Source organism: Lentzea rhizosphaerae, from assembly GCF_042649515.1.
GTDB lineage: Bacteria > Actinomycetota > Actinomycetes > Mycobacteriales > Pseudonocardiaceae > Lentzea > Lentzea aerocolonigenes.
The window spans coordinates 47,809-73,318 of sequence record NZ_JBHRZI010000027.1; the positions used below are offsets into that span (position 1 = coordinate 47,809).

The 25,510-nt window shown below is 68.7% G+C and carries 21 protein-coding genes; 7 read left to right on the plus strand and 14 right to left on the minus strand.

Annotation, left to right across the window (positions count from 1 at the left end):
- The first annotated feature begins 2 nt into the window (after nt 1–2).
- Complete coding sequence (locus tag ACFOWZ_RS30135; protein ID WP_382377291.1) at nt 3–1,355, plus strand: glycoside hydrolase family 6 protein; 1,353 nt, start codon at nt 3–5, stop codon at nt 1,353–1,355.
- Between the two features lie 158 nt (nt 1,356–1,513).
- On the opposite strand, the gene ACFOWZ_RS30140 is transcribed toward ACFOWZ_RS30135, so the two are convergent.
- On the minus strand, nt 1,514–2,440 hold the full coding sequence (locus ACFOWZ_RS30140; protein ID WP_382377292.1) for a dihydrodipicolinate synthase family protein: 927 nt from the start codon (nt 2,438–2,440) through the stop codon (nt 1,514–1,516).
- A 416-nt stretch (nt 2,441–2,856) separates the two neighbouring features.
- On the opposite strand from ACFOWZ_RS30140, the gene ACFOWZ_RS30145 reads away from it, so the two are divergent.
- Nucleotides 2,857–3,969, plus strand: coding sequence for a PucR family transcriptional regulator (locus ACFOWZ_RS30145; protein ID WP_382377293.1), 1,113 nt, complete (start codon nt 2,857–2,859; stop codon nt 3,967–3,969).
- Between the two features lie 20 nt (nt 3,970–3,989).
- Here ACFOWZ_RS30145 and ACFOWZ_RS30150 read toward each other — a convergent pair whose 3' ends face one another.
- The 10 genes from ACFOWZ_RS30150 to ACFOWZ_RS30195 all read right to left on the minus strand — a co-directional run bounded on the left by ACFOWZ_RS30150 (nt 3,990) and on the right by ACFOWZ_RS30195 (nt 13,283).
- Nucleotides 3,990–5,069, minus strand: coding sequence for a PucR family transcriptional regulator (locus ACFOWZ_RS30150; RefSeq protein WP_382377294.1), 1,080 nt, complete (start codon nt 5,067–5,069; stop codon nt 3,990–3,992).
- Between the two features lie 223 nt (nt 5,070–5,292).
- A complete protein-coding gene (locus ACFOWZ_RS30155; protein WP_382377295.1) occupies nt 5,293–5,661 on the minus strand; it encodes a peptidase inhibitor family I36 protein in 369 nt (122 codons plus the stop codon).
- A 44-nt stretch (nt 5,662–5,705) separates the two neighbouring features.
- A complete protein-coding gene (locus ACFOWZ_RS30160; protein WP_382377296.1) occupies nt 5,706–6,251 on the minus strand; it encodes a hypothetical protein in 546 nt (181 codons plus the stop codon).
- A gap of 41 nt (nt 6,252–6,292) precedes the next feature.
- Nucleotides 6,293–6,670: a hypothetical protein gene (locus ACFOWZ_RS30165; protein ID WP_382377297.1), complete on the minus strand. Its 378-nt coding sequence runs from the start codon at nt 6,668–6,670 to the stop codon at nt 6,293–6,295.
- Between the two features lie 5 nt (nt 6,671–6,675).
- The gene (locus ACFOWZ_RS30170; RefSeq protein ID WP_382377631.1) at nt 6,676–7,056 is read right to left on the minus strand and encodes a peptidase inhibitor family I36 protein; all 381 of its coding nucleotides are present in this window, start codon (nt 7,054–7,056) and stop codon (nt 6,676–6,678) included.
- Nucleotides 7,057–7,209: 153 nt separating this feature from the next.
- Nucleotides 7,210–7,920, minus strand: coding sequence for a response regulator transcription factor (locus ACFOWZ_RS30175; RefSeq protein WP_382377298.1), 711 nt, complete (start codon nt 7,918–7,920; stop codon nt 7,210–7,212).
- Between the two features lie 103 nt (nt 7,921–8,023).
- A complete protein-coding gene (locus ACFOWZ_RS30180; RefSeq protein WP_449280287.1) occupies nt 8,024–8,707 on the minus strand; it encodes a glycoside hydrolase family 12 protein in 684 nt (227 codons plus the stop codon).
- A 188-nt stretch (nt 8,708–8,895) separates the two neighbouring features.
- Nucleotides 8,896–9,831 carry a PucR family transcriptional regulator gene (locus tag ACFOWZ_RS30185; RefSeq protein WP_382377300.1) on the minus strand — a complete coding sequence of 312 codons (936 nt, stop codon included), beginning with the start codon at nt 9,829–9,831 and terminating at the stop codon, nt 8,896–8,898.
- A 226-nt stretch (nt 9,832–10,057) separates the two neighbouring features.
- Nucleotides 10,058–12,682 (minus strand): AAA family ATPase, encoded by a 2,625-nt coding sequence (locus tag ACFOWZ_RS30190; RefSeq protein WP_382377301.1) that lies wholly within the window; start codon nt 12,680–12,682, stop codon nt 10,058–10,060.
- Between the two features lie 10 nt (nt 12,683–12,692).
- A complete protein-coding gene (locus tag ACFOWZ_RS30195) occupies nt 12,693–13,283 on the minus strand; it encodes a hypothetical protein (RefSeq protein WP_382377302.1) in 591 nt (196 codons plus the stop codon).
- Between the two features lie 291 nt (nt 13,284–13,574).
- Between ACFOWZ_RS30195 and ACFOWZ_RS30200 the strand changes: the two genes are divergently transcribed.
- Nucleotides 13,575–14,480 (plus strand): cellulose binding domain-containing protein, encoded by a 906-nt coding sequence (locus ACFOWZ_RS30200; RefSeq protein ID WP_382377303.1) that lies wholly within the window; start codon nt 13,575–13,577, stop codon nt 14,478–14,480.
- A gap of 51 nt (nt 14,481–14,531) precedes the next feature.
- Here ACFOWZ_RS30200 and ACFOWZ_RS30205 read toward each other — a convergent pair whose 3' ends face one another.
- The gene (locus tag ACFOWZ_RS30205) at nt 14,532–15,695 is read right to left on the minus strand and encodes a S8 family peptidase (RefSeq protein ID WP_382377304.1); all 1,164 of its coding nucleotides are present in this window, start codon (nt 15,693–15,695) and stop codon (nt 14,532–14,534) included.
- 193 nt (nt 15,696–15,888) lie between these two features.
- Here ACFOWZ_RS30205 and ACFOWZ_RS30210 point away from each other — a divergent pair, with 193 nt between their 5' ends.
- The 3 genes from ACFOWZ_RS30210 to ACFOWZ_RS30220 all read left to right on the plus strand — a co-directional run bounded on the left by ACFOWZ_RS30210 (nt 15,889) and on the right by ACFOWZ_RS30220 (nt 22,210).
- A complete protein-coding gene (locus ACFOWZ_RS30210; protein WP_382377305.1) occupies nt 15,889–16,992 on the plus strand; it encodes a LacI family DNA-binding transcriptional regulator in 1,104 nt (367 codons plus the stop codon).
- A gap of 155 nt (nt 16,993–17,147) precedes the next feature.
- Nucleotides 17,148–18,860, plus strand: coding sequence for a cellulase family glycosylhydrolase (locus tag ACFOWZ_RS30215; protein ID WP_382377306.1), 1,713 nt, complete (start codon nt 17,148–17,150; stop codon nt 18,858–18,860).
- Nucleotides 18,861–18,955: 95 nt separating this feature from the next.
- Nucleotides 18,956–22,210: an alpha-L-rhamnosidase gene (locus ACFOWZ_RS30220; RefSeq protein ID WP_382377307.1), complete on the plus strand. Its 3,255-nt coding sequence runs from the start codon at nt 18,956–18,958 to the stop codon at nt 22,208–22,210.
- 13 nt (nt 22,211–22,223) lie between these two features.
- On the opposite strand, the gene ACFOWZ_RS30225 is transcribed toward ACFOWZ_RS30220, so the two are convergent.
- Both ACFOWZ_RS30225 and ACFOWZ_RS30230 read right to left on the minus strand, forming a co-directional pair.
- Nucleotides 22,224–23,426, minus strand: a complete 1,203-nt coding sequence (locus tag ACFOWZ_RS30225; RefSeq protein WP_382377308.1) for an MFS transporter — start codon at nt 23,424–23,426, stop codon at nt 22,224–22,226.
- Between the two features lie 76 nt (nt 23,427–23,502).
- On the minus strand, nt 23,503–24,459 hold the full coding sequence (locus tag ACFOWZ_RS30230) for a LysR family transcriptional regulator (protein ID WP_382377309.1): 957 nt from the start codon (nt 24,457–24,459) through the stop codon (nt 23,503–23,505).
- A gap of 85 nt (nt 24,460–24,544) precedes the next feature.
- Here ACFOWZ_RS30230 and ACFOWZ_RS30235 point away from each other — a divergent pair, with 85 nt between their 5' ends.
- Complete coding sequence (locus tag ACFOWZ_RS30235; RefSeq protein ID WP_382377311.1) at nt 24,545–25,507, plus strand: cyclase family protein; 963 nt, start codon at nt 24,545–24,547, stop codon at nt 25,505–25,507.
- Nucleotides 25,508–25,510: the final 3 nt, after the last annotated feature.

The following is a 25,510-nucleotide window of genomic DNA, read 5'->3' on the forward strand; positions in this document are numbered from 1 at the left end:
GCATGCGCAACAAGGCTGTTGCGAGCGGCGTGGTGGCGGCGACACTCCTCGCGGGTGTCGCCGCCCTCGCCGCCGGGGGCAGCGCTCAGGCTGCCCCGTCACCGTTCTACGTGGATCCGGACACCAGCGCGGCCAAGTGGGTCGCGGCCAACCCCGGCGACTCCAAGGCACCGATCATCCGGGAACGCCTCGCGGCCACCCCGCAGGCCAGGTGGTTCACCACCACCAACACGGGCACCGTGCGGGGAGAGGTCGACGCCTTCGTGGGCGCCGCCGCGTCCGCGGGCAAGATCCCGATCATGGTCGTCTACAACGTCCCCAACCGCGACTGCGGTGGCCCGAGCGGTGGCGGCGCGCCGTCGCACGAGGCCTACCGGGCGTGGGTCGACCAGGTGGCGGCGGGCATCGCGGGACGTCCGGCGGCGATTGTGCTGGAACCGGACGTGCTGCCGCTGATGTCGAACTGCCAGTCCGCCGACCAGCAGAACCAGACGAAGGCGTCGATGGCCTACGCGGGCAAGAAGCTCAAGTCGGGTTCGGCGCAGACCAAGGTGTACTTCGACATCGGCCACTCGGCGTGGCTGTCGCCGGGCGAGGCCGCCTCACGACTGCGCGCGGCCGACATCAGCAACAGCGCCGACGGCATCGCCACCAACGTCTCCAACTACCGGTTCACCGGCGACGAGGTGTCCTACGCGAAGTCGGTGCTGAACGCGGTGGGCGACTCGCGGCTCAAGGCCGTGGTCGACACCAGCCGCAACGGCAACGGCCCCGCCGGCAGCGAGTGGTGCGACCCGGCAGGGCGGGCGATCGGCACGCCCAGCACCGACCAGACCGGTGACGGCCAGATCGCGGCGTTCCTGTGGGTCAAGCTGCCGGGTGAGGCCGACGGCTGCATCGCGCCTGCCGGCCAGTTCGTCCCGCAGCGCGCGTACGACCTGGCTGCCGCCGGCAACTGGCAGCCGACCACCACGACGACCACCAGCACGACGACAACCACCTCCACCACGACGACGACCACGACCACGACCACCCCGCAGGGTCCGGGTACGTGCAAGGTGACCCACAGGGTGGTCAGCTCGTGGTCGTCCGGTTACACCGGCGAGATCGTCATCGAGAACGGCGGTCCGGCCGTCGACGGCTGGACGCTGACGTTCTCCGCGCCGGGAGTGACCGTCACCCAGGGCTGGAACGGGACCTGGACCGACACGGGCGACGCCGTGCGGGTCCAGAGCGAGTCCTGGAACGGCAAGCTCGCGACCGGCGGCACCGCGACCGTTGGCTACAACGCGAGCTACAACGGCGGCACCCCACCGTTCCTCTCCCCCGCCATGAACGGCAAGGCGTGCGCCTGAGCCGCGACCGGCCCTGACCGCGCCCGTGTTGCGTTTGGCGCGAAAAGCACGTTCGGGCCATCTATCGGCCCGAACGTGCTTTTCGCGCCAAACAACAAGAGGCGACACGTTGATGGACCCTGAACGTTCAACCTCAGTAGTGGTTCCGCGTGATCACGTCACCGGTGCTCCTCGCACCGCCCCCGCGCACTCAGTGCGGCGATCGAGTTCTGCACGTCTCGGTGGGCCTCGGCGAACACGTCGACGGCCAGTGCGTCACGGGGCGGGCGGCAGGGACCTCCGTACCGGCCGGAGTAGTCCATGCCGAACTTGACCATCTGCACCTCTCCCCTCGTGCCCTTCCACCTCAGCGGTCCGTCGAGCGCGAGCCTCAGCGCCTGCGCCTGCGCGAGGTGTCCGGAGGCGACGAGGTCGAACAACCGCACCGCCTGCTCTGGCCACAGGTTCGGCAACGCCGCCACCCACGCACGAGCGCCGGAGATGACGTTCTCGACGACTGTCCTGTCCGTTCCCGTCATCACGACCACCTCGGGAACCAGCGCCGCGGTTCTCCACGTCCGCTCGGGCTCACCGGAGAAGTCGCACACCGCCACCACGTTGTCGAGAGTGGTGATCTCGGCGAGCATCTCGGGAGTCAGATCCACCTGGCAGATCCAGGGGTCGTTGCAGACCACCAGCGGAACCCCGACCTCCGCGACCGCCCCGAAATGGCGCAGCACCTCGGAGAACGTCGGTTCATAACCGAGCGGTGGCAGGCACATCACCGCGTCCGCGCCGTCCTCGGCCGCGTGGTTCGCGCGTTCCGCCACCTGGTGGCCACCGCCACCGTGCACACCGACAACGACGTCCGCCGACCCTTCGAGGGCACGCACGGCGGCACGCGTGACCGTTCTCCGTTCGCGCACGGTGAGAGAACCGCTCTCCCCCATCGAGGAGTTGACGACCACGCCAGAACATCCGCTGCGCACGAGCCACCGGCAGTGTTCCTCGTACCGGTCGACGGCCACCCGGAGCCCGGCCGGCGCGCGCTCGTCGGGCAGGTAGGGGATGACGGTGGCGGCGATGACACCGTGGAGTTCTTTCACGTCCGTTCACGCTCTCCGGAGAGGAGCGAACCCTCTGCACCGCACACGGGCTTCGCCACTGAACGCCCACCTCCCGAAGCTTCACCGCACGAGCTCGACTCGCTCCTCAGGCTATTGACCGGCACCGCAACGCGATGATCTTTCCGACACATTCGGAGAACAGTCCGAACAGCGCGGTGAGCGGAACCGGGTTGGCAGTAGACAACTGCTGATGTAATCACTTACAGATCACGCCAGCTACCACCAACAGGCCGGACAGAACCAGGGCGGCCTGGCGGTTTCGCACATTCCCAACCTGTCCCCGAGTTCCACGGAACCTCACCCGAGGAAGCCGGAAACCCGCCAAAACGGACCTACCATCGTCACGAGGAGTCACCCGTCGACTCCGGTCTGCGGCTGGACACCGAAGGAGTGCCATGACTCAGGTCTGCGAACCGACCACCGGCACGAGCGGTGCGCAGTTCGACGAGCCGCCGGCTGGTGACGGGATCGTGGCGGACCAGCTGTCGGCGCTCGACCTGGAGATGAGCCGCCACCCGGCCGACGTGCGGCCGATGGTGCTGCTCGCGGTGACGGCGCACAGCGAGGCCATCGCCACCGGCGTCCCACCCGAGCGCGAGCTCGCCAGGCTCCGCGAGCTGGGCGCGCGCCGAGCCGCCGCCCGCGGGCCGCTCGACCCCGTGCTCGCCGCGCTGCACGAAGTCACTGACAACGTCGTCGAAGCGACGTTGTCCGCGCGCCACGCCATCGGCGACACCACGGAGCTCGCGGAACGCGTCCGCGCCACCGGCACCGCGTTCGTGCAGGCGCTGCTGACCGGCTTCCAGGAGGGGTACGCGGCCGAGCAGGAACCACGTCCCAGCGGTTCGGCTTGGGATCGGCACCTGCACGGACGAGCGGCGAGCAACTACGCGGTGGTCGCAGTGCATTGCGACAGAACGACTTCCGGTGACCTGACCACCGTGCTGGACGACGCGTTCACCGCCTGCGGTGTTCCGGACGCGGTCCCACTCGTCACCGGCGACGGCAGCTACGTGCTCGTCCCGGCGCGGGACGAGCAGTGCGCCGTGGACCTGTGCCGGCAGGTTCACCAACGTCTTGGTGGTGAAGCCTGGCTGGCCGTGTCCTGGTGCTCATCGTCCGAAGTGGACTTTCGCCGGGAGGAGGCGCATGCGGTGCTGAACTTGGTGCGCGACGGCGCGCGGCAACCCGGCGTCTACCAGCTCGACGACGTTCTCGTCGAGTACGCGGTGCTGCAGGACCCCTCGACGGTGGACCAGCTCACCGCGCTGATCACCCCTGTCCTGCGGCAGGACCTGTTGCACGCCACGCTCAAGGCGTTCATCACGGCGAACGGCAACCGCAGCAAGGCGGCCGACGCGCTGAAGATCCACCGCAGCACCCTGGACTACCGGCTCGGCCGCATCGAACAACTGACGGGCTGCCAGCCCACCAGTGACCGCGGCGTGCAGCTGCTGGCCATCGCGCTGGCGACTTGTGCCGCCCCACGCGAGAACACGGGCAACTGACCGGCCCGGACATCAGGACCTCAGGCCCGCCCGAGCTCTGCGAAGTCGAAGTCGCGCACCGGTTCCTCCTCCGAGAGCGACCACAACGCGTACGCGGACGTCAGCGTGCGCATACCGGGCAACGTGCCCGGCGACTGACCGGTGAGCTGCTCGATGCGGTCGAGCCGGTAGTCGATGGTGCTGCGGTGGATGACGAGCCGTTCGGCCGCCCTGCTGCGGTTGCCGTCCTCGGCGATGAGAGCCTCCAGCGTCTCGCGCAGCGCGTCGGAGGTCATGACGGGTTCGATCAGCCGCCGGAAGGCGCGGGCCGTTCCGGGCGAACGCATCGCCGCGTACTCGAGCAGCACGTCCTGACGGCGATAGACGCCAGGAGGCAGTCGCAGGGTGGTCACGAGCGCGAGCACATCGGACACCGTCTGCCTGCCGTCGGGCACCTGCGCGCTGCGCACCCACGTGACCGCCGTCCACACGCCGTGCGGCTGGAGCGCGACGGCAACCCGCTCGCACACCCGCGCGGCTTCCTGCTCCGTGTGCACCGGAATCAGCACGTAGCCGCGTCCGTTTCGCAGCAGTGTCAACGTGCCGGGGCTGCCGCACCACTGGAACGCGCTCTCCACCGCGTTCGCCGGCGCCCCCTTCGTGCGCACGGCGACCACGGCGTAGCCGAGCGCGATCCGGTCGTCCGCCGACCGCAGTTGCCGGGTCTCACCGGCGAGCAGGGCGAGGGCGAGATCACGCGAGGACCGCGAGAGGCCGGTGGAAGCCGAGGCGTCCTGGTTCGCCTGCCGGAAACCCCAGAGCAGCTCGACGGCGACCCGGCCGCAGGCGTCGCCGAACCGGCGCAGCACCGAACACCGCCGCTGCAGACCGCGGTGATCGCGCAGAGCCGAGTCCATCAGCTCACCGGCCATCTGGTTGACCGTGTCGAGCAGGACGTCGAGGTCACCCCCCGATCGAGCCCACAGCAGGCCCACCTGGCGCACCTTCGCCGCGATCTCCGCCGCCCAGAAGCTGTCACCGGCCAGCGCCGCCGTGTACACCGGCAACACCCGTCTTGCGAACGCCTCGGCGGACTCCACGGCAGTTCCGGTTTCGTTCATCGTTCGCTCCACAGGACCAAGCCACCTGAACCAGTCACCGTTGTGACAATTACATCCGGAGCAGGCTTTGACCACAGCCGCATGTGAACTTCAGTCATCTTTCCCACGGTTGACTCAGAAATCTTCCAAAACATTCCGTCGATCACGGAAAAACGTTGCGCTGAACGAGGAAGCGCTCGGCGGAACTCTCCCGCCGAGCGCTTCCCGTTGTGTCACGACGTGGTCAGCACCAGTGGGTGTACAACCCGAGGTGGGTGACCCTGTCCTCGTACTCCGAGCCGACGTGCCAGAAGTTGTAGCCGGGAGGAAGGCAGCGGTGACTGCCTTCGGCGTTCCAGATGTGCAGGTAGTAGGCCGTGTTGTTCTTGATCGACGAGGTGGTCCTCGACTGCGGCCAGCTCCGGATGTCGTACTGGTAGTTGCGCTGGAGGTCGTTCTCCCACCAGTACGACTTGTACCCGCCGAAGCTGGGGTGCTCCCACAGGCAGAACCTGGCCTGGTCGCACCTGTCGTCCGCCTGGGCGGGACTCGCGAAGACGACCGGGGTCACCAGCGCCGCCAAGCACAGCAAAAGGATGCGCAGTTTTTTCATCTCAAATCTCCAGAATCATCACCGAGTCAGGTGCCGACCGGCGCTCAGGCAGGGCCGGCGTCCCAGTTCTCCCAGACGATGCTGTCGGTGGTGGCGACGATGCCCTCCACCCGCCACGACCGGTAACTGCAGTTCGACTGGCGCTCGGTCACGTCGGTCACCACGTACCACTGACGTGCCGAGCCCTTGGCGTAGTAGGTCCGCCACCCCGGCACGTTGACGTGGTTGCGCGCCAACTGCTGGACCGAGTGCTCCTGGGTCACCGTCTGCGAGACCTGAGCGGTGAACACGGCCTGGAACATGTTCCATTCGGCCCTGAACTCGTTCGCCGTCGACCGCGTGTCGTTCACCCAGCGCTCCAGCACCATCTGCTGGGTCTCCGGCGTGCGGTTGCGCAGCTCGCCGTCGAGCAGCTTGTGCAGGACCTCCCACTTGTTGACCACCTGAGCGCGCTTGAAGTACGAGCACGACGACGCACCCTGGACCGAATCCGACGGCGCCGCCTGCGCGGGCGTCACCACGCCCGCCACCGCGACCCCGGCGACCACCGCGCCCACGGCGAACCTGCGCACAGAACGTCCGAACTCCACGTGCTACCTCCAACTTGTAGTGCGGGTTGTGATGAGCGGGGTCAGCAGCTCGGAACGTCGGTCCAGCCGCCGATGACGATCTGACCGAGGTTGTCGTTGATGTGACCGGGGAGGTTGATCTCGGACCTGGGCCACACCTTGCACTCGCCCCATCCGCTGGCGGGGCGCAGGATCACGTAGCGGTCGGTGGTCGCGTTGACGACGTTCGACGCCGTGGTGCGCGTGCGGTACTGGGTGTTGTAGGTGCCGTTCTCCACGCCCGTCCAGACGGCGTCACCGCCGTGGTTGGGGTGTTCGAAGACGCACACCAGCTGCAGACCGCGGCAGTCGTCGATCGGGGCCGCGGAAGCGGGGCTCACCGGTCCCGCCACGACACCTGCCACCGCAGCCACCGCACCGAGCACGAATTTGGTTCGCATGGTCATCACGCCCAGTGGGTGCAGCCGTTGTAGTTGTGGGGCTCGATCTCGATGGCCCGCAGCTTGTCGTCCCAGTTGTCGGGGAGGTCGCGCACGGCGACGCCGGGGCTGAAGCAGAGACCCAGGTACTCCTCACGCCCGATCAGCTTGACCGTGTACCCGGTCCGGTTGATGAACGACGTGGTGTTCTGGAAAGAACCCGTGTACGAGTAGTAGCCCGGCCGGCTTTCCTGCCAGATCGGCTTGCCGCCGTAGTTGACGTCCATGAACGCGCACGCCACACCCCAGTCGGGACAGTCGTGCACACCCGCGGACGCGGGTGCCGCCATTCCGGCCATTGCGGCGACCGAGGCGACGCTGAGAGCAACGCCGATTCCGAGGCGCATCTTCACGATCCACCAGCTCCTAATGTTTCAGGTACTGTCCGGGGAGCCGGTCGATTCTCGAATCCGCATCCCCTCAACTGTGTGACAACTACAACACGTCGCCGGGTGCGGCACATGAAAGGAGGTTCAGGAAATCTTTCGGAAAACCGTTCCTCAGATCTCGGTGCGGTCGTCCGCGGCCAGGAGGTATCCGATGCCGCGGACCGTTCTGATGACCGAGCGGTCCGCGTCGGCCAGCTTGCGGCGCAGGCCGCAGATGTTGGCCTCGACGATGTTCGACTCGCCCTGGAAGTCGTAGCGCCACACGTGATCGAGAATCACCGATCTCGTCACCACGCGGCCCGCGTTGCGCACCAACAGGCAGAGCAGCTCGAACTCGGTCGTCGTCAGACTCACCGGGCGTCCGTCCACCCGGACCCGCCGGGCCTCCGTGTCGATCCACACCGGCCCTGCCTGCAACGACGCGTGCGCTCCGGACAGCGCGCGCCTGGCCGCCAGCACCTCGACGCGCAGCACGAGCTCTGCCGGAGCCACGCCGGGCGAGACGAAGTCGTCGGCGAAACAGAGCTCAGCGGGCCCGCCGTCGGCCACGAGCACGATCCCGGGCCGTCCGGGGAGACCGCGCAGCGTCCTGACGAACAGGGCGCCCGCCGCCTCCTGTCCACCTGCCGCGAGCAGCACGACGTCCGGGGTGTGAGCGCGAATCTGGTTCAGCACCTGATCCCCGAGCGGGACCGCTTCGACCTGAATTCCGGCTGAACGGAGAAAACCGCCGACCGCCGGTGGTGCGGAGCGGCAGTCGTGAATGACCAGCACGCGCAACGAGGACCGCTGGGGAAGATTCGGGAACCGGCTTTGTCGCATGGTTCTTCCAGGCTGTGTGAGTCCCGGGCAACGGCCACAAGAAGAACAGGGTGTCAGCGAGGTCTCCAGGCCTCGCTGACACCCTGTTCCGGCTCGCGTCACATCACCACGACGAAATGGAGAAGCTGTTCGTGCCGAAGTTGAGGCCCCCGCTCGACGACGTGATCTCGTAACCGAACTGCACCTCGCCCAGCGTGACGTCGCCGTACCAGCCGCGGTCCTTGATCCAGTTCATCACGGCCTTGATGTCGACCGTGCCGGAGCCGGTGTTGCCCTGGCGAACGAACGAGAAGACCTCGTTGTGACCGTTGGTGCCGCGGTAGACGTCCCAGCCGTGTCCGCCGACCCACGTCGAGGTCTGGTACGACCCGATCGGCCCCACCGGACCGAACTTGTTCATCCACAGCATGATCTCGTACCGGTAGTTGTCGGCCCAGATGTCGTACGCGGTCGTGTAGGCACCTCCCGCGGGGGCGTTCACGTTGAAGCTGCTCGACACGCCGCCGATCGAGCTGAGCTTCCTGTTCACGGCCTTCGCCGCGTGCGGGTAGGACTTCACCCCGCCGGTGTTGGGGTGATCGGCCCACACACCCCAGTTGCTGTACGAGTTGGCCCAGAGCGTCTGAGGTCCGGCGCCGCTGCCCCAGATGTTGTTGCGCAGCGTGTAACCGCCGTTCGACCACGTTCCCCACTGGTCCGAGGTCCACCAGGTCGCCGCCTGGGCACTTCCCGAACCCAGCAGCCCCAGCAGAACCGCGACCGTCATCGCGGTCAGGGCGCGAAGCATCCTGCTCATCACAAAACCCCTTCCGAACATCTTTGACCGGAAAAGAACTCCCGAAGCAATCGAAGCGCTTCAACTGGAGCAGAAACATAGGCGTCGAATGCATCGAACACAAGGCTGCCGGAGTTTCGACATTGTTCGAGACGTCCGAACGAGAATCGTCGCCCGCAATTCCCGGAACGGAGAAGCGGTCAGCGCACCGAGTCCGCGATCAGAGCCGCGGTCAGCACCTGCACGCCGCGGCCGCTGGTGGGGTCGCAGCCGGTGACGCTCGCGATCCGCTGCAGGCGGTAGTCGAGCGTGCTGCGGTGGATGAAGAGGTCGTTCGCCGCCTTGTTGCGGTTGTAGTCCGCGGCGATCAGGGCGGCGAGCGTCTCCCACAGCGCGGTGTGGGCACGCAGCGGCTTGATCACGTCGACCAGGTTCTGGGCGACCTCCTGGTGGCGGATCACCGCGTACTCGACGAGAACGTCGGGGACGCTGTACATCCCGCTGGGGCGCCTGCCCGCGGCAACGAGTCGCAGCACGTCGGCCGCCTCGCGGAAACCGTCCGCGAGCTTGGCCCTGCCGCGCCTGGCGACAGCGATCCACCCGTTGCCGTCCAGCCGGCCGGCGAGGTGTTCGGTGATGCGGCTCCTGCGGCCGGCGTCGGTGTCGGGCACCAGCAGCACCAGGTCACCGTCGTGAGAGGTGCTGAGCACTCCCGGACCGGCGATCTCGTCCGGAACGCCGGTGAACTGTTCCGCCACGGAGCCGCGAGCGATGACGACGAGATAGCGCGGCGCCAGACCGTGCAGCACGGACTTCGGCACCTCGCGGCCCGCGACCAGGTCGGCAGCGAGATCCTTCTGCGGCTTCACGGCGTTGCGGCGGAAGCCTTCGAGGAACTCCTCGATGATGGAGCCGCTGCCGCGCACCAGTTCGGCGAGTTCGGGATCGTCACCGGCGGCCTCGAGCAGGACGCTCACCACGTCGCCGTGGTGGCCGTCTGCCCACTTCTCGCCGGCGGAACGCACTTCGGCCAGGAAATCCGCCGCCTCGGACGGGGTGTCGCGCACCGGTCGCAAACCCGGATACGTGGCTCTGACATCCACCGGAGACGCCCACTCAGCCGCGCTTTCCGTCATTGTCGATCCACCTTTCCCGATGACACGGCCGTGTCGACGAAACACGTTTAATGCCAGTCTTTTCCTCAAAGGCCACAAAAGAGCCTGAGGTTCACGAACATTTCTGACGATCTACGAAAAGGTTAGAGAGAAGCAGAAGACGGGTCAACGCTCCGGGCCAAACCTTGGGGTGCCGTTCCACCTGCGGTTCGGTGCGGCGTTGCGGAGAGTGATGGTACGGCCGGATTCACTCCAGCTCCGCCGCGAGCTCAGCTCGGGTCTGGGCCCCGAGTTTGCGGTAGGCGCTCGACAGGTGGCTCTCCACGGTGCCGATCGTGACGTACAGCCTCTCGGCGATCTCCCGGTTCGTCAGCCCGTCCGCGGCCAGCGCGGCGACCCTGCGCTCGGCGGCGGTCAACGCGTCCTTGGGCGAGGTGTGCACCGCACTCATCCGGCCGCCGGCGGCCGTCAGCAGCTCGTGCGTCCGGTTCGCGAGCAGGGTCGAGCCGCACCGCACCGCGATGTCCATCGCCGCACGCAGGTGCTTGCGCGCCGTCTTGTCGTCCCCCGTGCGCATCAGCATCACCGCCAGCGCGACCAGCGCCCTCGCCTCGTCCAGCTGAGCCCCCGCCGCGCCGAGCTCGACCACCGCCTGTTTCAGGGGCTCGACGTCTGTCGTGACCACGCCGGCGGCGTACAGGGCGTAACCACGTGCGGCCGGCGTGTCCCAGCGCAGGGCGGCGTCGGCACCGCGTTCCGCGAACTCGGTCGCCTCGCTGAAACGGCCCAGCCGCACCAGCACGGTGACCACGTGCAGCCACCACGGAACGAGCACCGGGTTGTGCACACCCATCTCGTCGAACTCACGACCGCAACGCAGCAGCACCTCGATCGCCGAGTCGCCGTCGCCGCGGTTCCACAACCAGTGGGCCTTGGCGTCCAACGCCCAGCCGTACTCGACCGGGTCCCGCGGTGCCGGCATTCGTTCGAAGAGCTGCTCGGTCAGGTCGACGTCACCGCGCCGCACCAGCACCGACGCCAGCACGGTCGCCGCCGCGCAGTCCCCGTCGTGGCCCGCGATCGCCAGCGCGGCGCGGGCGTCCCGTTCGGCGTCGAAGAGCTCACCCGCCTCGAACGCCAGGCCTGCTCGGACCGCGAGCGCGACCTTCCTCATCTGGGTGTCGTCGCTTCCCTCCGCAGCGGCGACGATCTCGTCCGCGAGCGTCATCGCCTCCGCACGTGCGCCGCAGAAGTGCAGCGACGTGACCGGGAAGACGTCCCAGAGCTCCCTCTCGCCACCAGGAGCCGGCAACGCGGAACGGAGGTGGGCGAGCGCCGTGGACAGCGACTCCCCGCGCAGCACCTCGGCGCGGGCGAGCTGCTGCACCAGCCTGCGTCCGCCCTGCGCCCTGCCCCGGGGCGGCGTGATGCCGCGCGCCAGGTCCATCGCCTGACCGACGGTCGCCGAGCTGCTGAACCCGTTGACCAGCGCCATCGCCCCGACCTGGGCGCGGAAGTCGGGATCGATCACCGGAAACCGGTCGGAGCCGGAGTCCGCGAAGAGACCCCCGAGCAACCGGAACGCCTCCGGCCCGCGTCCCGCTCGCAGTGCCACCGCGCCACAGCGAACCGCGACCGACGCGCGGTCGTCCGGACTGGAGACGTCGGAGAGGAGCTCGGTGTAGACGTCCACGGCCGCCGAAGGGTCGACAGCGGTCAGCTGCGTCGCCAGTTCCAGTCGCGTGCCGACGTCACCGGGCACGGCGTCCAGCACCCGGCGGAGGTAGCTGATCGCCAGTTCCGGTCTCAGCGAGCCCGCCCGTGCCGCGCCACGCAGCGCGCAGGTCATCCACGCCTCGGTGAGCGCCGGCAGCGTCACGACCAGTTCGGCGACTTCCTCCTGCCCGCGGCCCTCGTCCGTGAGCAGCCTGGCGCCCCTGGTGCGCAGCGCACACAGCTCATCCGGGCCCACGGCGTCGAGCAACCGCTTGCGCAGCGAGGCAGACCGGAACCGTCCGCTCCGGGTGAGGACACCCACGGCCGTGAGCTCCGTGCGGATCAACGCTGCCGCGGCCGGAGAGATCCCAGCCAGCGTGGCCGCGCTCGTGGGCTCGGCGCTGCCGAGCACGGCCACGGCCGTGGCGTGGGCGCGCGTCGGCTCCGGCTGGTCTTCGAGCCAGGCGAGGTGCCAGGCGGCGGACTCCGCCTCGACGTCGGGTGCCGTTCCGAGGACCCGGAACTTCTCGGCCCACGACGAGGTGACGGCCGGCAGCCCGGCGGTGGCCTCCAGAGCGGCGAGGACGAGTTCCCGCTCCGGCACGAGTCCGCACTCCCGCGCGAGCAGCTCCGCCACGTCGGACTCGTCGAGCGGCCCCAGGTCGACGCTGGTGGCGTCCAGCGCGCCGGTGAGATCGGCGAACACCGCCTGGGCGGCCACGCGCTCGGAACACCGGTAGACGAGCAGGACGTGCACCCGCGGCTGGGGAATGCGACGTGCGAGCGCACTCAGCCATCGGGCGGTGGCGCTGTCGCAGTGGTGGGCGTCGTCGAGAACGAGCACCAACGGCCGGTCCGCCGTGCGCCCGGCCACCAGATCGTTCAACGCGTGCCGTCGTGCGAACTCGTCCGGCGCGGTCAGAAGTGCGTCGACCGTCTCCGCACCGAACAACCCTCTCGCGGCGGCGAAGCCCTCCCGGCTCCGGCAGGTGGTCACGAGCACGTCCGCCTCGTCACGCACCTCGTCGCACAGCCGCCCGACCAGGGCGGACTTCCCGATGGCGCGTGGTCCGCGCAGGTGGAGCAGGCCCATCCGGCCCGCGGCCGCGGCGTGCACACCTGCCAGGACCTGTTCCAACGTCCGCGCGCGACTCATGCGACGGTGCTCATCCGGCCCACGACTGGTTGACCACGCCGTGGGCAACGCGGGGTGGCCACGCGACCGGGTCGAGCACACCCCACAGGTAGGCGTTCGAGATCGCCGACGGCCCACTGCCGGCTTCGAAGAGGTTCAACAGGGTCGCCATCCGGTACCGGACCGACCGAGTCGTCATCTCGATCCCGGCTGCGACCTGCTCGACGGTCCACCCTTCGGCGATCCGTTCGAGGATCCGCGCGTCCGACCTGCTCAGGGTGAACCCCGTGTGCGGCTGACCGGACGGCTGCACGGCGGCCACGAGCACACCACCACCGGCGTGCACCACCACCTTCAGCAACTGGCGCATTCGCTGCCGGCGGACGCTCAGGTGCTCGCGGAAGAATCCGTCGCCCTTCGCCTGCAAAGAAAGACACTGCGCCAGCAACAGCACTTCGGCGTCGCTTCCGAACAGGCGGACGAACTCCACCCCGACGAGGTCGTCGGACGCACAGCAGAACTGGGCCGCGAATCCCTCAGTCACCTCGCACAGTTGAAAGGCGTCGTCCAGCGACGCGAGGTTGCGGCCACTGGTCTCCGGCACCGCATCCAGAATCGACATCGGGTCACCACCACGCAGTCAAAGCACGAGAAGCCGATCCGATCACGCGCACCAGGGCGTGCACCATGCGCGAACGACGAGACCGTTTCCGCGTTTCAGGGAGCCCTGAAAACGATTACTCCGCCTGTTCGACGTGTTTCGACTCGAAATGCGTCGAACGCACAAGTCGATAATTGCGGAAGGTTCTTCCGCATTCAATGGAAGCGTCGTAGCCTGCCGAGACGAGATCAGCCGTTCGGGTGAACACCTCTTGGTTCGTTCGCCCGAAGACTTCTGGGCACCGGGGGAACGATGAGACGACCGCACTTCGCCGTGAGCGCCAGACCCGGCAGGTGGCTCCTGGTCGCCGCCCTCCTCCTCGTCAGCGCGGCAGGCGCGTGCGGAGGCGGCGAGCAGCAGACACCGGCCCTGGCCACGACGTCCCCACCGGACTTCCCCACGCTCGTCGAGCCTCCCGAGGCGCAGGACGTCACCGTCCGGAAGGTGGTCGACGTGCGGACCGTCCAGCTCTCCGACGGCCAGGAGATCAAGGTCAAGGGGCTCGCCGCACCGGACGAGTGCTGGAGCGACGCGGCGACGACGTTCGCGAAGACCATGCTCCTCGACAAGCCGGTCGACACGACGCCGGCGGGCTCCCTGCGGCTGGCGGACGGCACCGACTACGCGGTCATCGCGGTCGAACTCGGCATGGTGCGCAGCGAGACGACCGACGACCGCCTGCTGCAGGAGGCAGAGACGTCCGCTTCCGAGAAGCGGCTCGGCCGTTGGGGGCCACCCTGCGTCCAGCCGGCGACCGAGGCACCATCCCCGGCCGCACCGGCCCCTGCAGCGCCGGCCCCCACCACTCGCACCACGACCGCGAAACCGAAGCCGGTCAACGGTTGTTCGGTCGCCTACCGCGTCACGCACACCTGGCCCGGCGGCTTCCGCACCGACGTGACCATCGGCAACACCGGCAACACCGACGTCAACGGCTGGACGCTCAAGTGGACGTTCGCCAACGGCCAGACGGTCTCCGAGATGTGGAACGCGACGCCGAAGCAGGCAGGCGGTGACGTGTTCGCGACCGCCGTGTCGTACAACCAGACCATCCGTCCTGGCGAGACACTGCTGATGGGGTTCACCGCCGGGAGCGGCAGCACCAACGCCGACCCACGCGCCTTCACCCTCAACGGGCACGCCTGCACCCTGGCGTAGGAGAAGAGGACCTGGCACGGCCGACGCTCCTCCCGTTCGTGGACGATCGCCTCAGGCGGTCGGCGCGAGGTGCAAAAGCCGGTTCGGTGAACCCACGCCGGGATTTCCGACCTTCGCCGGTGTCGACTGCTCGATCAGGTGGGACGCCACCTGATCCGGCGTCGCCGACGGATTCGCCGAGAGGTACCGGGCAGCCGCACCCGCGACGTGTGGCGCGGCCATCGAGGTGCCGGAGATGGTGTTCGTCGCGGAGTCACTCGTGTTCCACGCCGAGGTGATGGCGCTGCCTGGCGCGAAGATGTCCAGCACCGAGCCGAAGTTCGAGTACGTCGCGCGCGCGTCGGTACGTTCCGTGGCGCCCACGGTGATCGCCTCGGTGACACGGGCCGGAGAAGCGGTCGAGGCGTCGACGCTGGAGTTGCCCGCGGCGATCGTGAACGTCACGCCGGCCGCGATGGCCTTGCGGACGGCGTCGTCGAGCGAGGAGCTCACGAGCCCGCCGAGGGACATGTTCGCCACGGCCGGCTTGACGGCGTTCTTCGCCACCCAGTCGATGCCTTCGATGACGCCCTCGGTCGAGCCGGAACCCTCGTCGTCCAGCACCCGCACCGCGACGATCTTCGCGGCCTTCGCGACGCCGTGCTGCGAGCCGGCGATGGTGCCCGCCACGTGTGTGCCGTGGCCGTTGCCGTCCTGGGCGGGCAGCCGGCCGTCGACCGCGTCGTAACCGTCCACCGCGCGGCCGTCGAACGCGGAGTGGCTGACCCGCACGCCCGTGTCGATCACGTACACGTTCACCCCGGCGCCCGCCGAGGTGTAGGAGTAGGAACTGCTCAACGGCAGGTCGCGCTGGTCGGTGCGGTCGAGGCCCCAGGACGGCGGGCTCGACTGCGTGGTCTCGACGTGGACGGCCTGGTTCGCCTCGACGTACTCGACAGCGGGGTCAGCCGCGAGTCTGCGCGCCTGCTTCTCGGTGAGCCTCACGCTGAAGCCGCCGAAACCGGTGAAGTGCCGCGAGACCGCGGCGCCGAAGCGACCGGCGAGTGCGTCCGCAGACGCACCGTCGCGCTTCAGCTTCACGATGAAGCTGCCGGGAATCTTCTCGGCCGCCCCCAGGGCGCGAATCTCTCCTTCGGCGGCAGACGCCACCGGCGTCCCGAGGATCGACGTGGCGAGCACCGTCGCACCGACGAGGAACCAGATCTTTCGCGTCATTTTTCTTCCGTTCTGCACGGGGAACCGAATGTCTCGACGGTAAGTCTCCGACCAGCACGTTCCCAGCACTTCCGCAGATTGAGGAAGAATCCCGGGAATGAGATGGATCATTTGGTGACACCGTCGAAATCTGTTTCCGACGACCGACGACCTGAGCCACGAAGTGGGCCGCGGCTTTGACGCCGTGGTCGCCGTGGATCACGATGTCCGGGGTGACCGAGCCGAGGAGTGCGACCTGATGGCGCGCAGGCCCACGGTGTACGACGTGGCCGAGAGGGCCGGGGTGTCCATCGCGACGGTGTCGTTCGCGTTCGCCCAACCGGAACGGGTGCGCAAGAAGACGCTCGACACCGTGCTGGCCGCCGCTGCCGCCCTGGGCTACGTGCCGAACGTGAGCGCTCGCGGGCTGGCGAAGGGACGCACCGGCGCCATCGGCCTGTACTCCTTCAGCTATCTGCTCGACGACGGAGAACGCGACGCCGTGGACGAACTGCGGGCGCGTGCGACCGATGACGCCCGTCTGTTCCCGCTGTACTCCGACCTGGTCCAGCGGGGCGTGGAACTCGAGTGCCACCGCCGGGGTCTGGCGCTGATGCTGGGATCGGGGACCGTGCCGGACGACCTGCCCGCCGTGGTCGACGTCGCCGGACGCGTCGACGGCCTGATCGCGTTCGCCGGCGCCGCGCCTGCCGAGACCCTGGCTCGCATCGCGCGCCGGATTCCCGTGGTCGAGCTCGGTGGTGAGACGACCGCGGCCGGCACGAGGACGGTCCTGGTCGACCACCGATCGGGCATGCGCCGGTTGGTCGAACACCTGCTGCGCGAGCACGGACACCGGCGATTCACCTACGTCGGCGACGAAAACGTGACGGAGGAGTTCGCGGAACGCTTCGGCGGCTACGCCGACGCCCTCACCGCCGCGGGGCTCGCGGTCGACCCGCCGTTGCCGAGCGCACCCGTCAAGGAGGCGACCACCCGTGCCGCGCTGGCACCCGTTCTGGCCCGCGGACACCTTCCCGACGTCCTCGTGTGCGCGACCGACCAGGAAGCACTGGTCGTGCTGAACGTGCTGCGCGAGGCCGGCATCGACGTTCCCGGCAGGGTGGCGGTCACCGGTTTCGACGGCATCATCGCCACGCGCCTGTCGTCGCCTCCGCTGACCACCGTGCAGCAACCGATGGAGGCCATCGGCCGCACGGCGGTGCGGCTCCTTCTCGAGGAGGAAGCGGGAGAGGCCGGGCCTTTGCCGACCGAGCCCCTCATTCGAGCCAGTTGTGGCTGCCTTTCCTCGAATTGACCTTGTCGAATGCTCGTCGATCAGCGGCACCAACCTTGACCACCCAAATCTAAGCGCTTAGATTTCGGGCCACGTCGCCTCGCCTTCACAGACGGATCGGATCGACCGGCACGCCTCGCCGCGCCGCGGATCCATCTACAGCAAGGGAAAGTGAAGTGTTGAGTCTGTTCAACGCACGCAGAACCGCGCACCGAGTTCGTCTCACCGCCTGTGCTCTGGCCGCGCTGCTGCTGACCGGGGCGCTCACGGCGACCGGTGCCCGGGCTGAGCCGCAGCCGGGTGATGCGATGAGGACCGTCGCCGCGATGCAGCCGGGCTGGAACCTGGGCAACACGATGGACGCCATCCCCGACGAGACGTCGTGGGGCAATCCGCGCACGACACAGACCTTGCTGCGGCACGTGCGTTCCCAGGGCTACAAGAGCATCCGCATCCCGGTGACGTGGAGCAACCACCACGGTGCGGCACCGGGGTACACCATCGACGCGGCCTGGCTGAGCCGAGTCCGCGAGATCGTCGACTGGTCCCTGGCCGAAGGCCTCTACGTGATGATCAACCTGCACCACGACTCGTGGCAGTGGATCAACGCGTATCCGAGCGACCGCGCGACCGTGCTGGCGAGGTACACCGCCCTGTGGTCGCAGATCTCCACGACGTTCCGCGACCACCCCTCGAAGCTCGTGTTCGAGAGCATCAACGAACCGCAGTTCGCCGGCACCTCCGGAACCGAGGAGGACGCCAGGGCCCTGCACGAGCTGAACGCGGAGTTCCACCGGATCGTCCGCGGCTCGGGCGGCCGCAACGCCACCCGCCTGCTCGTCCTGCCGACCGTGCACACCGCCTCCGACCAGCCCCGGCTGGACGCGTTCCTGGCGAGCTACAACCAGTTGCGCGACACCAACATCGCCGCGACGGTCCACTTCTACGGCTTCTGGCCGTTCAGCGTGAACATCGCCGGTTTCACCCGCTACAACGCGGAGGTGGAACAGGACCTCGTCAGCACCTTCGACCGCGTGCACGACACGTTCGTCTCCCGCGGCATCCCGGTGATCATCGGCGAATGGGCGCTGCTCAACTACGACCACACCCGGCCGGGCGTGATCGAACGCGGCGAGTTCCTGAAGTTCCTGGAAGCGGTCGGCTACCACGCCCGCATCCGCAACCTCACCACGATGATCTGGGACGCCGGCCAGTTCCTGAACCGCAACGAACTTCGCTGGCGCGACCAGGGTCTGCACGACCTGATCAGGAAGAGCTGGACGACGCGGTCCGGCACGGCCTCGTCCGACCAGGTCTACCTGCCCCGCACCGGCGCGATCACCGCCCAGTCGTTGACGCTCAACCTGAACGGCACGTCGTTCCGGCGATTGAGGCAGGGCAACACGAACCTCGTCAACGGCAGCGACTACACCGTGTCCGGCACCACCCTGACGCTCACCGCGGCCGCACTCACCCGGCTCGCCGGCAATCGCGCGTACGGCGTCAACGCCACCATCGAAGCCCAGTTCTCCCAAGGCGTGCCGTGGCAGATCAGCATCATCAGCTACGACCCGCCGACGCAGGCCGACGCCACGGGAACGACCACCTCGTTCACCATCCCCACCCAGTTCCACGGCGACCAACTCGCGACCATGGAGGCGAAGTACGCCGACGGACGCCCCGCGGGACCGGCGAACTGGACCACGTTCAAGGAGTTCTGGCAGCACTTCCAGCCCGACTACACCGCGGGCGGGATGATCCTCAAGCCGGCGTTCTTCGACGAGGTCGCCGACGGCCGGGTGACCCTGACGTTCCACTTCTGGAGCGGCACGAAGATCACCTACTACCTCACCAAGTCCGGCACTTCGGTGACCGGCAGCACGAGCTGACGGACAAGATCCCCGGCCTGCGTGCCGCTTCGGCACGCAGGCGCTCACTCCACTGGCACGGCACCGCTCCGAGCCATCGCAGATCGGAGCTGACCATGTCCTGGCGAGCACGCCCTCTCCTGGTTGTGCTGGCGTGCCTTGCTCTGCTCGCGGGGATCACACCCGCGAGCGTGGCGGCACCGCCGGCGACGGTCGAAGGGCTCACCACGAACGGCAGGGTGAACCCGCTCGGTCTCCCCGGTGCGATGCCGGTGTTCGGCTGGAAGTCCGCGTCCTCGCGCAGGGCGATGACGCAGACCGCCTACGAGCTGCGGCTCGGGTCTTCACCAGGAGCGGCCGACGTGTGGCGGACCGGGAAGGTCAAGTCGTCCCACCAGGTCGACATCGCCTACGGCGGACCGGCCCTGGTCTCGGCGACGCGATACCACTGGCGCGTGCGGATCTGGGACGACAAGGGCGTTCCGAGCGCCTGGAGCCGGCCGGCGTGGTTCGAGACGGGTCTGCTCACCGCGTCCGACTGGGGATCGGCGGCCTGGATCGGCAACCCCGCGCCGACCTACGACCAGTGGACCGACTACACGGCGACGGTGAAGTTCCGGCTGAACAACGAGGCGTTCGGCACGTTCCTGCGCGCGAAGGACGCCGGCAACGCGTACATGTGGCAGCTCAACGTCGGCACGTCCACCGCGTCGGCCCCGATGCTGCGACCGCACCGGCGTCTCAACGGCGGCTACGCGTTGCTCGCCGAGGTCGACCTGCGGCCGTTCGGGTTCACGCGTGCCGGACTGCTAGCCGGCGACCACACGGTCGCTTACACCGTCCAGGGCGACATCATCCGGACGGTGCTGGACGGCACCACCGTCGACACGCGCACCGTCACGGACTTCCCCGTCGGACGGCCGGGCCTGCGCACCTGGGAGAAGGAGTCGGTGACGGTGACGTCGTTCACCGCGACCAAGCCCGACGGCACCGTGCTGGCCGCTCCCGAACTCGCCGTGCCCAACCCCTTCACCGGTGGCAGCGTTGAGAACCACGAGCTGACCGTCACGGGGACCACCGACGCACTGCTGGTGGGCAACGACTCCTACGAGCCGCTGCTGCGGACGTCGTTCCGGACCCTGCAAGGGAAGAAGGTCGCGCAGGCGAGGGCGTACGCCTCGGCGCACGGCGTGTACGAGCTCACTCTCAACGGCCGCAAGGTCGGCGACCAGTTCCTCGCACCGGGTTACACCGAGTACGCCAAGCGCATCCAGTCGCAGACCTACGACGTGACGAGCCTCGTCCAGGCCGGAGGAAACGGCTTCGGGGCCGCGTTGGGTGACGGCTGGTGGGCGGGCAAGGTCGGACTGGCGGGCAAGGGGCAGTACGGCAACGACCTGGCCCTGATCGCACGGTTGAAGATCACTTATACCGACGGCACCGTGCAGTGGGTCGACACGGCACCGGGCTGGCGTTGGCAGCAGGGACCGTTCGCCGCCACCGACAACCAGATCGGCGAGACCTACGACGCCCGGTTCGCACAGCGAGGCTGGACGGACGCCGGGTTCGACGACTCGTCGTGGCGGCCGGTGGTCGTCCGGCCGTCCGACACCGCGAAGCTGACGCCGCAACCGGACGAGCCCGTGCGCGAGACTCAGGTGCTCGACACGGTGGCGGTTACGACCCCTCGTCCCGGCGTGACGATCTACGACCTCGGCCAGAACATGGTCGGCGTCGCACGGGTGAAGATCGCGGGGAAGGCGGGTCAAACGGCCCGGATCCGGCACGCCGAGGTGCTCAACCGCGACGGAACGATGTACGTGGAGAACCTCCGCGCTGCCACCGCCACCGACCACTACCGGTTCGCGGCCGACGGCACGGTGACCTACCAGCCGACGTTCACCCAGCACGGCTTCCGCTACGTCGAGATCACCGGTCTGAGCACCTCGCCGGCCGCGGCGGACGTGAAGGGTGTCGTCTGGGGCTCGGACCTGAAGCGCACGGGAACGCTGAGCACCTCCCACGGCATGCTGAACCAGTTGCACAGCAACGTGACCTGGGGTGCGCGGGGCAACTTCCTGTCGATCCCGACCGACACTCCCGCCCGCGACGAGCGGCTCGGCTGGACGGGCGACATCAACATCTTCGCGCCGACCGCCACCTATCTGAGCGACATGCGGGCGTTCCTGGGCAAGTGGATGGCCGACGTGCGCGACGAGCAGAAGGGCAGCGGCTCCATCCCTGCCGTCGTGCCGTCCACCAACGGCGCGTTCGACGAGAGCGGAGTCGGCTGGGAGGACGCGATCATCACCGTCCCGCACGCCCTGTGGCGTGCCTACGGGGACACCCGGGTCGTGCGGGACAACTACGAGGCGATGAGCCGGTTCTTCGCCCACGCCAGGGCGAGCGCCGGACCGGACAACCTGGAGACCGGGCGGCTGACGTTCTTCACCGGCGACTGGCTGAACCTCGACGACCCGTCGAACCAGGGAGTCATCGGCACGGCCATCTGGGCACAGGACGTGCGGATGATGGCCGACATGGCCAAGGCAGTCGGCCGTGACGCCGAAGCCGCCGAGTACGCCCGGCTCCACGAGGACGTGCGCACCGCGTTCACGAACGCCTACGTGGCAGCGGACGGCACGGTGCTGGGCAACTCGCAGACCGGTTACGCCCTCGCCCTCGGCATGGACCTCGTCACCGACGCCGCCCTGAAGGCGAAGGCCGGCGCGAAGTACGTGGCGAAACTCGCGGAGAGCGACAACCACCTCAGGACCGGTTTCATCGGTACGCCGTGGCTGCTCGTGGCGTTGTCCAACATCGGCCGCGACGACCTCGCCCACGCTCTTTTGTCCAAAGAGGACTATCCCTCGTGGGGCTACGAGATCGGCAAGGGCGCCACGACCGTCTGGGAGCGCTGGAACTCGATCCAGCCCGACGGCTCGTTCGGCCCGGTGGACATGAACTCCTTCAACCACTACGCCTACGGCGCGGTCGCGGACTGGATGCACCAGTACATCGGCGGCATCCGGATCAAGGAAGCCGGGTACCGCCGCAGTGTCGTCGAACCGCACATCGGCGGCGGGCTCACGCACGCCGAAGGCAGCATCGACACCGTGTACGGCACGCTGGCGAACACGTGGTCGTTGAAGGGCAACGAGCTCACGATGACCGTCACCGTGCCGGCCAACACGACCGCGGAAGTCGTGATCCCTTCTGACGGCGCCGGTTCGGTGAGGGAGTCCGGCAGGCCGCTGCACGCGGCGCCCGGAATCCTCGGCGTCACTCGTGATCCGGGCAGGAACGCCACCGTCGTGACAGTCGGTTCCGGTCGGTACAGCTTCACCGCGGCGAGGCAGACCACGCCATGAGCTCGAAGCGAGCTCAGGTGATGCGGAGGAACCGGACGGTGAGGGCCACGAGAAGCGCGACGGCTCCCACCGCGAGCAGGGCCGCGGACAGGCCACCGAAGGCGCCGGCGAGAGCCAGCACGGCGAGCGGGCAGGCGAACTGGCCGATGAACACGGCCGAGGTCCAGATTCCCGTTCCCCTGCCGCGTTGTTCGAAGGTCAGCGAGCCCAGCGCCCAGGTGAGCAGCGCGGGGAGCATCAGGCCGTTGCCCAGTCCGGCGACCACGGCGCTGACGGCGGCGACCGGGACGGTGCCGGCGAGTGCGAGACCGAGGATTCCGAGCCCGCACAGGACGAACGCGGCGGGGACGGTGATCGCCGGACCGAAGCGGGCCACGCGGGCGTACAAGGCGGCGGCGATCGCGGTCGCCAGCGAGCCGATGGCGCTGACCGCGCCGATGGTGGCGGTGGACGTGACGCCGATGCGATCGAGCACATAGGACAGTTCGACGATGAGGACGTAGAACACGAGTCCACCGACGAGGCTGACGCCGACCGGGACCAGCAGGGTCCGCCACGGCAGCGCGGGCAGCTTCGCCCGCGGCTGGGCGGGCGGCTGCCAGATGTGGCGGGCGGCCAGGAACGCGAGCGGCAGGCTGACCGCGTAGAGCCAGAACGGGGTGCGCCAGCCGTTCGCGCCGAGCAGTCCTCCCAGGGCGAAGAACGCGGTCGCCGCGACGGTGGTGTACACGACCTGGAGCCCGAAGTAGCGCTGGCGCTGGGCGCCGTGGAAGTAGTCGGCGAGCAGGGTCGTGCAACAGGTCATGATCGCGGCCTCGGTGAGGCCGACCAGCACGCGGCTCGCGACGATGAGCTCCAGGGACGGCAGCCACAGCGGCGCGGTGCCGACGAACGCGTAGACGAGCAGAGCGCCGACGAGCAACCGCTTGCGCCCGAGGCGGTCGATGATGCGGCCGGCCAGTGGCGCGGTGAGGCCGATGACGAGGGCGGGCACCGTCAGCACGACCGGTGTGAGCGTGGCGACGCCGGGAGTGCCGGCGAAGGCGTTCTGGATGGCGGGGAGAACGGGTGCGAGCAGCACCGCGCCGAGCACCGACAGGCAGCTGGACAGCAGGAGCACCACGGCTTGTGCGGTACCGGCGGGTCTGCCGGTGGCAGGGTCCTGGACAGGCGCGGCGACGGGGTGCGCGGAAAGCGTGTGGTCCGACACGGGCATCTCCGGGGGGTAGGCGCCGGTCCTCGATGACCTGCGTCACGCCGAAAGTGTCGGCAGCCGTGAACGGCCAGGGAAATCACTTCTGCCTAAGTGGCTTATCCGTGCCGTCGATGTGGATCTCGTCGCCGATCATCACCGCGGTCGCGCGCACGAAGAGGTCGCGCAGGTAACGGTGTTCGGGGTCGTCGTCGTGCATCGGATGCCACCACATGGCCTCCACCAGCGGACTGACCTCGACCGGGCACGGCAGCACGCGCACGCCGAGCTCGGCGGGGACGCGGTCTGCCAGGCGCCGCTGGAGCAGAGCGACCCTGCCGGTGTCGCGGACCAGCCCCGGCACGGTCAGGAACGTCTCGGTGATCACCTGGATGTGCGGCTCGATCCCGGACATCCGCATCTGCCGCAGGGCCGGCGTGTACGCGGTCGGCCCGTGGTAGGTGACCACCCACGGCATGGTCGCCAGCTGCTCGACGGTGAGCGCGTCCCCCACCTCGTCGTTGCCGGCCGCGACGAGACACGCCCACTCGTCGCGGTAGAGGTCGTGGTGGGGAAGGTCTTCCACGAACCCGTGCGGCATGATCATGAGGTCGACGTTGACCAGCGTCCTGGCGGCGTCGTCGACCAGGTTGGTCGTGTTGGAGATCATCCGCAGCCGGGTGCCCGGCGCCTCGTCCGCGAGCAGCCGCGCCACCGCCGAACCGAGGGTCGCCACCGCGTAGTCGCTGATCAGCACGGAGAACTCGCGGGTCGACGACGCCCGGTCGAAGTCCGGTTCCGCGGCGAACACCCGCTCCGCACCGGCCAGCACCACCCGCACGCGTTCCTTGAGCTGGATGGCGAGCGGGGTGAGCCGGTACTGGTTGCCCGCCCGCGCGAGCAGGTCGTCGTGGAAGTGCCTGCGCAGCCGGGCGAGCTGGGCCGACACCGCAGGTTGGCTCAGTCCCATCTGTTCGGCGGCACGGGTGACGCTGCGCTGCTGCAGCAACGCGTCCAGCGCCACCAGCAGGTTCAAGTCGAGGCGCGCGAGGTTCACGGCCGGAACGGTATCAACGGCAGTGATACGGCGCATAGAAGAATTCGGCTTCCCTGATGCGCACGCTGACCGCGATCGTCTGGTCATGGACCGGAACGATCCCGAGGGCGCGATCGCGGCGGCGGCCAAGCGGTGCTCCAACTGGGGCCGCTGGGGCGCCGACGACGTCCTGGGCACCCTGAACTTCCTCACCGACGCCAAGCGCAGGGAAGGCGCGGCGCTCGTCCGCAGGGGTGCGAGTTTCTCGCTGGCCCAGCGGTTCGACGCGAACGGCCCGCAGCGGGGCTGGCGGCGGCGCACCAACCCCGTGCACACGATGCTCGACACCGGCGTGGACGCCGAGCGCGGCACGCAGGGCTTCCCGCACGGCATCGGCGGCGCCGACGACGTGATCTTCATGCCGTTGCAGGCCTCGACGCAGTGGGACGGCCTCGGCCACATCTTCGACCACGGGCTGGCCTACAACGGCCGCCGTGCCGGTGACGTCGTGACCAGCGAGGGCGACCGGATCACCGGCATCGAGACGACGGAAGGCCTGATCGCGGGCCGCGGCGTGCTGCTGGACGTCGGCCGAGTGTCCGGTGTGGACGGTGAGCTGCCCGACGGCTTCGCCATCACCACCGAACACCTGGAAGCCGCGATCGCCGCCCACGGGCCCAGTGCCCGGGTCGGCAGGGGTGACCTCGTGCTGGTGCGGACGGGACGGCTGACCAGGGCCAGGCGCGAGGGCTGGGGCGACTACGCGGGCGGTGACTCCCCCGGCCTGTCCTTCACCACGCTGGACTGGTTGCACGGCACCGAGATCGCCGGGATCGCGACCGACACGTGGGGCGTCGAGGTGAGGCCCAACGAGTTCGACGGTGCGTTCCAGCCGCTGCACCAGGTGGCGATCCCGCACATCGGCCTGTTCCTGGGCGAGATGTGGGACCTCGACGCGCTCGCCGCCGACTGTGCCGCGGACGGCGTCCACGAGTTCTGGCTGACCGCCGCCCCGCTGCCGGTGACCGGCGCGGTCGGCGCCCCGGTCGCCCCCATCGCAGTCAAGTAGACC